1 protein-coding gene is annotated in these 258 nt (G+C 52.7%); it reads left to right on the top strand.

Annotation, left to right across the window (positions count from 1 at the left end):
* Positions 1 to 258: DesA/ISL3 alpha bundle tail domain-containing protein (locus tag LRL21_RS45205; protein WP_420832583.1), on the top strand; the 258-nt coding region annotated here is incomplete at both ends.

Genomic DNA, 258 nt, shown 5'->3' on the forward strand with positions numbered 1-258 from the left:
TTCGTAAAGCGGTTCAGAGTACGCTGGCTCCGCGGGCGAAAGCCCTGCTCAAAGCGCATCACCGCTTGCTTAATCCTCCAGTCGACTCCCTACCTGCAGAAAGCAAGAAGAAGCTTGAAGAATTGCTGGGTTACTCCGACATGCTGCGAGGTACCTGGGAATGGAAAGAGGCCTTCACCACCTGGTACGACCATTCACCGAATGTTGAAGTTGCCACATCAGGCTTCAATCGTTGGTGTAAACAGGGTGACCAAATCG

The organism is Paenibacillus periandrae, from assembly GCF_022458865.1.
Taxonomy (GTDB): domain Bacteria; phylum Bacillota; class Bacilli; order Paenibacillales; family NBRC-103111; genus Paenibacillus_S; species Paenibacillus_S periandrae.